The organism is Saccharopolyspora sp. NPDC002686, assembly GCF_040295745.1.
Taxonomy (GTDB): Bacteria; Actinomycetota; Actinomycetes; order Mycobacteriales; family Pseudonocardiaceae; genus Saccharopolyspora; species Saccharopolyspora oryzae.
Map to the genome: position 1 here is coordinate 1 of NZ_JBEOVY010000377.1, position 7,159 is coordinate 7,159.

The window sequence follows — 7,159 nt, forward strand, 5'->3', positions numbered from 1 at the left end:
TGGAAATCGGAGGTCCGATTTCCATTGAATTTGCGGGATCAGGCTGCGCGGAGGGCGTCGCGGAGCTTCACGCGGGAGCCGGTTCGGAGGATCGCGTTGGAGTAGACGCGGCCGCCGAGGCGGAGGAGCAGGGCGAAGGCCAGGGCGCTGAGGATCAGCGAGACCGCGATCTCCCACGGGGCTGCGACGCCGAGGGCGATGCGCATCGGCATCAGCGTCGGGGAGAAGCCCGGGACCAGCGACAGGACCGCCGCCATGCTGTTGTCCGGCGAGCTGGGGAGCACCGAGACACCGATGATGAACGGCACCACCAGCAGCATGATCACCGGGCTGATCACGTTCTGCAGCTCCTCCTGGCGGGACACCAGCGAGGACGCCGCGGCGAGGACCGTCGCGTAGGTGAAGAAGCCGAGCAGGAACCACACCAGCGCCCAGACCAGCGTGCTCGCGAGCGCCGCCGACGGCAGCGTCAGCATGCCGCTGGCTCCGGTCGCGAGCAGCGCGGTCCCGGCGATCAGCACCAGCTGGAGCAGGCTCGTCAGGCCGATGCCGACCACCTTCCCGGCGAGCAGCTGGTGCGGCTTGATGGTGGACAGCAGCAGCTCGACGACGCGGCTGGACTTCTCCTCCACGACGCCCTGCGCGATCATCTGACCACCCATGATCAGGAACATGTAGAGCGCGATGCCCGCGGCGATGGCCATCCCGATCCGCTCCCCGCGGTGCGGGTCGTTGGTCTCCAGGCTCGTCACGGCGACGTGCGCGTTCTCGGTCGCTGCGCGGACCGCGGCCGGATCCACCTCGTAGCGCCCGAGTTCGACGTCCATCGCCCGCTGCTGCGCGATCGCGTTCAGCGCGGACTCGACCGAGCTGTCCGGCGTCTGCTTGACGACCAGGCGCGGCTCGTCGGCGGTCCCGGTGATCAGCGCGTCCAGGTCGCCGTCGCGCACCTGCTGCTCGCCCGCCGGGCCCGGGACGGTGCTGATCTGGAACGTCTTGCCGTACGCCGCGCCGGAGGCCTGCAACGGCTGGCTGATGGCCGCGGCTTCCGGGACGACACCGACCTTGGTGGTGCCGACCTGGTTCCCGATGAACGCCATCAGCCCGGCGTACCCGCCCATGAGCGCGATGACGGCGAGGGTGCCGATGATGAAGCCGCGGGTGCGCACGCGGGTGCGGATCTCGCGGCGGGCGACCAACCAGACGGGGCTCATTCGGCCGCCTCCTCGGTGACGACGTTGCGGAACAGCTCGGTGAGGCTCGGCCGGTTGCGGGTGAACTCCCGGACCGGACCGGTGACCAGCGCGGCCTTGAGCACCGCCTGGTCGTCGGCGTCGTCGTCCAGCCGAAGCGTGGTGCGGCTGCCGTCGACCGACACGACCTGCGCGCCGGGCACGTCGTCGGCCCAGCCGGGCGCGGCGTCGGGGGCGTCGACGACCAGCGTCACCGGTCCCTGGTCGCGCAGCTCGGCGACCGGACCGGCGGCCACCATCTGTCCACTGCGGACGATGCCGACGCGGTCGCACAGCCGCTGCACCAGGTCGAGCTGGTGGCTGGAGAACACCACCGGAACCCCGGAATCGCACTTCTCCCGCAGCACCGCGCTCATCACGTCGACCGCCACCGGGTCCAGCCCGGAGAACGGCTCGTCGAGGATGAGCACCTCCGGGTCGTGCACCAGCGCGGCGGCCAGCTGCACGCGCTGCTGGTTGCCGAGGCTGAGCTTCTGCACTTCCTCGTCGCGGCGTTCGGTCAGACCCAGCCGCTCGGTCCAGCGCGCGGCGGCGGCCTGTGCGGCGGCGCTCGACATGCCGTGCAGCTCACCGAGGTAGGCGAGCTGTTCGGCGACCTTCATCTTCGGGTAGAGGCCGCGCTCTTCGGGCATGTAGCCGATGCGGCGGCGGGTGGTGAGGTCCAGCGGCGCGCCGTTCCAGCGCACCTGGCCGGAATCCGCGGCCAGCACGCCGAGCGCGATCCGCATCGTGGTCGTCTTCCCGGCGCCGTTGCTGCCGACGAAGCCGAACATCTCGCCGGCCCGGACGCTGAACGTCATCTCCTTCAGCGCAGTGACATCCCCGTAGCGCTTGCTGATCCGGTCGATCTCCAGCACGCGATCAGTCACCATCGCCCCCTTCTGCGGTGTAGATCCCCCTGGTGGATCAGTCCACCACACCTTCGAGTGCTCGGCTGACGAGTTCGGTGACAACGGGTTCCGCGGCGGCGCGATCGGCGGGGTTCAGGCCGGTTCGGCTGCGCCGGTCCAGGACGTCGTCGGCGTCGAGAGCGCCTTCGTGCCGCACCGCCCACAGCACTTCCGCTGCGGTGAGCGGAATGCTCGGTGCGACCGGTTCCGCCAGCTCCGGGTCGAAGTCGGCGAGGGCGGCGATGCGCCCGGCTTCGGTGCCGTACTTGGCGATCAGCCGGGCCGGGGCTTCGACGTCGGCGAGGTGGCGGCGGGGCGCGGCGCCGACCAGCGCGACGGCGGTGGTCCGGGACGGGCCCGCGGACAGCCCGCCTGCTTTCACCGCGGCGTCGACGGCTTCGGCGGCCATCTTCCGGTAGGTGGTGAGCTTGCCGCCGACCACCGTCACCACGCCTTCCGTCGAGGTCAGCACGGCGTGCTTGCGGGACAGGTCGGACGATTCCTTGCGCTGGGTCTGCTCCAGCAGCGGACGCAGCCCGGCGAAGGAGCCGAGCACGTGCTCGCGCCCCAGCGGTTTCCCGAGGACGTCGCGGATACCGGTCAGCAGGAAGTCCACATCGGACTCCGGGACCTCCGGTACCGAGGGGATGGGCCCGGGGACCGGCTCGTCGGTGAGGCCGAGGTACGCGCGGCCGTCGGGTTGCGGCAGCAGCAGGAGGAACCGGCCGGAGGTGCCCGGCATCGGCGCGACCAGGGCGGTTCCGGCGATGCCCGCGGCGTCGGCGTCGATCACCAGGTGCGAACCGCGCGACGGCCGCAGCTTGACGTCGGGCGAGAGCTCCCCGGCCCAGACCCCGGCCGCGTTGACCACCGAACGCGCGCGGATCCGCAACGCCTCGCCGGTGCGCTGGTCCACGACGTCGGCGCCGTTGCTGTGCAGCTGCTTCGCGCGCACGTGCGTGAGGATGCGCGCGCCGAAACCCGCCGCAGTGCGCGCCAGCGCGACGACGAGCCGTGCGTCGTCGATCAGCTGGCCGTCGTAGCCGAGCAGACCGCCGCGCAGGCCGGAGGCGCGCAGGCCCGGCACCAGGGCGAGCGCTTCGGCGGCGGGGATGCGCCGGGGCGGCGGGAGCACGTCGGACGGCGTGCGAGCGGCGCGGCGGAGCGCGTCGCCTGCGTGCAGGCCCGCGTTGAGCACCAGCTCGGAGCGGCGGGAGATGGTGCGGTGCAACGGGATCACCTGCGGCATCGTGCGCACCAGGTGCGGAGCGGTCCTGGTCATCAGCACGTTTCGCTCGACGGCGCTCTCGTGCGCCAGGGCCACGTCGCCGTGCGCCAGGTAGCGGAGGCCGCCGTGCACGAGCTTGCTGGACCAGCGGGACGTTCCCCAGGCGAGGTCTTCGGCCTCGACCAGTGCGACGGACAGCCCGCGTGCTGCGGCGTCGAGGGCGGCTCCGGCGCCGGTGACCCCGCCGCCGACCACCAGCAGGTCGATCTCGGACTCGGCGACTTCGGACAGGTCGGTTGCGCGGCGCGCGGCGTTCAGCGAGGTCGCACGCAGCGAACCGGCGGGCAACGGCGTGGTGGTCATCGCAACTCCGGGTGAATCGTCGGGTCGCAGTTTCCATTGAAACTGTGGATCCCCGTGGGGGGACGCCGCAGTTTCCATTGAAACTGTGGTCTGGGGTCAGGCTTCCGGGGGAAGTGGGCGTAGTGCTCCGTCGAGGAGTTGGGTGAGTTCTGCGGCGAGGGCGTCGGGGTCGACGTCGGTGGTCGCTGGCCCGGCGGTGACGACGAACGACTGCACGAGCAGCAGCAGCGACCGGGCCTGGACCGACGGGTCGCCGGGGCGGATGGAGCCGTCGGCGTGGCCCGCGACGAGGTACTCGCGGAGGAACCCCTCGGCGGCCAGCTGGGTGCTGCCCAAGCGCTGCACCAGGTAGGGGAGCAGCAGCTCGGCGTCGGCTTCCAGGACGCGCTGGAGCAGCGGCGCGGTCTGCAGCAGCCGCACGCCGTGGACGGTCGCGCTGACGAGCCGCTGGCGGACGTTGCCGGTCCGCTCGGCCTCGCGCGCCAGGTTCAGGATCTCGCCGAACTCGACGGTCATCAGCGCGGTGACCAGGCTGTTGACGTCGGGGAACCGGCGGTAGAGGGTCATCCGGCTGACCCCGGCGCGGCGGGCGATCTCGGTCAGCGTGGTCCGCCGGACGCCGTTGGCGAGCACGCACTCCCGGGCCGCTCGCAGCAGCTCGGCATCGCCCACCCGGTTCGGTGCGGATCGCGATCGAGTGCTGTGACATTGCGACGGCATGTGTAACACTGTACTGGTGAGCGGGCTGATCGAACACACCCTTCGCGGAACCTGGACCCCTTCGGGGGGTTCGGCCGCGCCATTGACCCCTCGAGCTCTGCGCTGGTTGCGGCAGCGCATCGGGCTCGCCGAGACCACGACCCCGGCCGTTCCGGCATCGCTGCTGGACGTCCCGGAGAGCGCGCTGCCGGAGGCGGCCCGCGAGGAGCTCGTGTCGCTGATCGGTGAGCAGCACGTGCTGACCGATCCGACCGAGCGGCTGGGTCGCGCGGGCGGCATGTCCTACTCCGACCTGATGCGCCGCCGCAGCGCCTCGGAGCTCGCGGTGCCGGATGCCGTGCTGCTCCCGGCCGACCCGGACGCGGTGCAGGCCGTGCTGGAGGTCTGCGTCCGGCACGACGTCGCGGTGGTCCCGTTCGGTGGCGGGACGTCGGTGGTCGGCGGTGTCGATGCGCTGCGCGGATCCAAGTCCGCGGTGGTGGCGCTCGACCTCGCGCGCCTCGACCAGCTGGTCTCGCTCGACCCGACCTCGCGGATCGCCGTGCTGCAGGCCGGGATGCGCGCCGTCGAAGCGGAAGCTCTGCTGGGTGCGCAAGGTTTCACCCTGGGCCACTTCCCGCAGTCCTACGAGCGGGCCACCATCGGCGGCTTCGCCGCGACCCGATCCGCTGGTCAGGCGTCGTCCGGCTACGGCCGCTTCGAGGACATGGTCGCCGGCGTCCGGCTGGCCACCCCGGCCGGTGAGTGGCGCCTCGGCGTTGCCCCGGCGTCGGCGGCGGGCCCCGACCTGCGCCACCTCGCGGTCGGCAGCGAGGGCGCGCTAGGCGTGATCACCGAGGTCGCCGTGCGGGTCCGGCCGGTCCCGGTGCGCAAGCGCTACGAGGCCTTCGTGGTGGACGGTTGGGCGGGCGGAGTCGACGCCGTGCAGACGCTCGCGCAGAACCGCGTGCTGGCCGACGTCACCCGTCTGTCCGATGTGGACGAGACCGAGGTGCAGTTCGAGCTCGCCGGGGCGCTGAAGGTCAAGGCCCTGCAGTTCCTGCTGCGCAGCAGGGGGATCCGCCAGCCCTGCCTGCTGGTCCTCGGCTGGGAAGCGGGCTCGAAGCAGGAGCTCTCGCGGCGTCGCGAGGCGAGCCTGCAGGCGCTGAAGAAGACGCGGGCGATCCGGCTCGGCCGCGCGGTCGGCGAGTCCTGGCGATCGCACCGGTTCTCCGGTCCGCGCCAGCGCGACGCCCTGCTGGACCGCGGGGTGTGCGTGGAGACGCTGGAAACCGCGACGCACTGGACCGGGATCAGCGAGCTGCGCTCCGCGGTGCGCAACGCGCTGGTGCGCAGCCTGCGGACCGGCGGCAAGAAGCCGATCGTCATGTGCCACATCTCGCACGCCTACGAGACCGGTGCGTCGCTGTACTTCACGGTGCTCGCGACGCGCGACGAGCAGGACCCGCTCGGTCAGTGGCAGCGGGCCAAGCAGGCGGCGGGCGACGCGATCGCCGGGCGCGGCACGATCTCCCACCACCACGCCGTCGGCGCCGACCACCTGCCGTGGCTGGTCGAGGAGATCGGCGAGGTCGGGGAGAAGGTGCTGTCGGCGGCCAAGCAGGCCGTGGACCCGACCGGAATCCTCAACCCCGGCAAGCTCATCCGGCCAGCGCGCTGATCGAGTGGTAGCGGAAGCCGAGCCTGCGGTACACCTTGAGCGCGGGCTCGTTGTCCGCATCCGCCATCAGCGCCACGGTCCCCTCGCGGGCCAGTTCCCGGGTCAGGAACGTGCAGACCTGCGTGGACAGGCCCGCGCCGCGGTGATCGGGGTGGGTGGCGACGCCGGACAGGTAGCGCACGCCCGGCGCCGGCCAGCAGTCGCCGCCCACCGAGAGCACCGTCCCGTCGGTCCCGCGGACGCCCGCCCAGCGGCGCGCCCCGGGGTCGTCCGGGAAGAGGTAGGAGCGCGGATTCGCCTTGCGCAGCAGGCTTTCGACGGCCTGGGTGTCGTCGGCGGTCAGCCACTCGACGTCGGGTGTCGGGGCGGTCGGTGCCTCGGCGGCCAGCTCCATCCAGCCGAACGTCGCCAGGACCTCCAGCTCCAGCCGCTTGGCGACCTGGTGCGCGAGCGCCGTCCGGCCCAGCGGGCGCAGCTTCTCGCCCTCCAACGTCGGCAGCACCTCGGCGAGCAGCTCGCCGCAGTCGTCGGCTGAACCGGTGAAGACCACGCGGTCGACCTGGTTCAGCTTCGGCGCGTGCACCACGACAGCGCTCCCGTGCTGCCAAGCAGCACCGGCTTCGTGCGGGTAACCCGGGGTCAGCGCCTGCGCGGCCCAACGAACGAGCAGGTCATCGGTGCCCTCAGCGACCTCAGCGGCAGAACGCAGCTCTCGCATGCCCCAATCGTCCCCCGCCGCCCCGCATCGCCGGAAGTGAATTTCGCATGACATGAACCTCATCCCAGAGTGGCCGACTCAACCTCACCCCGGAGCGGCCGACTCCGCGAGGAACCGGACCAGCCGGGCTCCGGGATCCGCAAGTTCAATGGAAATCGGATGTCCGATTTCCATTGAATTTGCAGAACTCCGCAGGGACCCGGGCCACGCGAAGTCGGCAGCTCAGCGGCTCCAGGCGGACATCCTGGTGGTGGGCAACAAGGGCCACGGAGCCTTTACCGGCATGCTCGTGGGTTCGGTGGCGCTGAAGCTCGTCCACCACGCGGC

General features: G+C 71.7%; 7 protein-coding genes. 2 read left to right on the plus strand and 5 right to left on the minus strand.

The features are described 5' to 3' along the window. Positions 1-38: 38 nt before the first annotated feature. The 4 genes from ABTZ89_RS32970 to ABTZ89_RS32985 all read right to left on the minus strand — a co-directional run bounded on the left by ABTZ89_RS32970 (position 39) and on the right by ABTZ89_RS32985 (position 4,454). Positions 39-1,214, minus strand: coding sequence for an ABC transporter permease (locus ABTZ89_RS32970; RefSeq protein ID WP_351052150.1), 1,176 nt, complete (start codon positions 1,212-1,214; stop codon positions 39-41). Next, a complete protein-coding gene (locus ABTZ89_RS32975) occupies positions 1,211-2,125 on the minus strand; it encodes an ABC transporter ATP-binding protein (protein ID WP_351052153.1) in 915 nt (304 codons plus the stop codon). The genes ABTZ89_RS32970 and ABTZ89_RS32975 overlap by 4 nt, the downstream gene beginning before the upstream one ends. A gap of 34 nt (positions 2,126-2,159) precedes the next feature. Beyond that, complete coding sequence (locus ABTZ89_RS32980) at positions 2,160-3,734, minus strand: glycerol-3-phosphate dehydrogenase/oxidase (protein WP_351052156.1); 1,575 nt, start codon at positions 3,732-3,734, stop codon at positions 2,160-2,162. Positions 3,735-3,830: 96 nt separating this feature from the next. Beyond that, positions 3,831-4,454 (minus strand): TetR/AcrR family transcriptional regulator, encoded by a 624-nt coding sequence (locus ABTZ89_RS32985; RefSeq protein ID WP_270948510.1) that lies wholly within the window; start codon positions 4,452-4,454, stop codon positions 3,831-3,833. 16 nt (positions 4,455-4,470) lie between these two features. On the opposite strand from ABTZ89_RS32985, the gene ABTZ89_RS32990 reads away from it, so the two are divergent. Then, the gene (locus ABTZ89_RS32990; RefSeq protein ID WP_270948511.1) at positions 4,471-6,114 is read left to right on the plus strand and encodes an FAD-binding oxidoreductase; all 1,644 of its coding nucleotides are present in this window, start codon (positions 4,471-4,473) and stop codon (positions 6,112-6,114) included. Here the strand turns inward: ABTZ89_RS32990 and ABTZ89_RS32995 are convergent. Beyond that, positions 6,095-6,832: a GNAT family N-acetyltransferase gene (locus ABTZ89_RS32995; protein ID WP_351052161.1), complete on the minus strand. Its 738-nt coding sequence runs from the start codon at positions 6,830-6,832 to the stop codon at positions 6,095-6,097. The genes ABTZ89_RS32990 and ABTZ89_RS32995 overlap by 20 nt on opposite strands. Positions 6,833-6,980: 148 nt before the next feature. Here ABTZ89_RS32995 and ABTZ89_RS33000 point away from each other — a divergent pair. Further along, the coding region (locus tag ABTZ89_RS33000) for a universal stress protein (protein ID WP_351052164.1) at positions 6,981-7,159 on the plus strand (179 nt) is incomplete at its 3' end.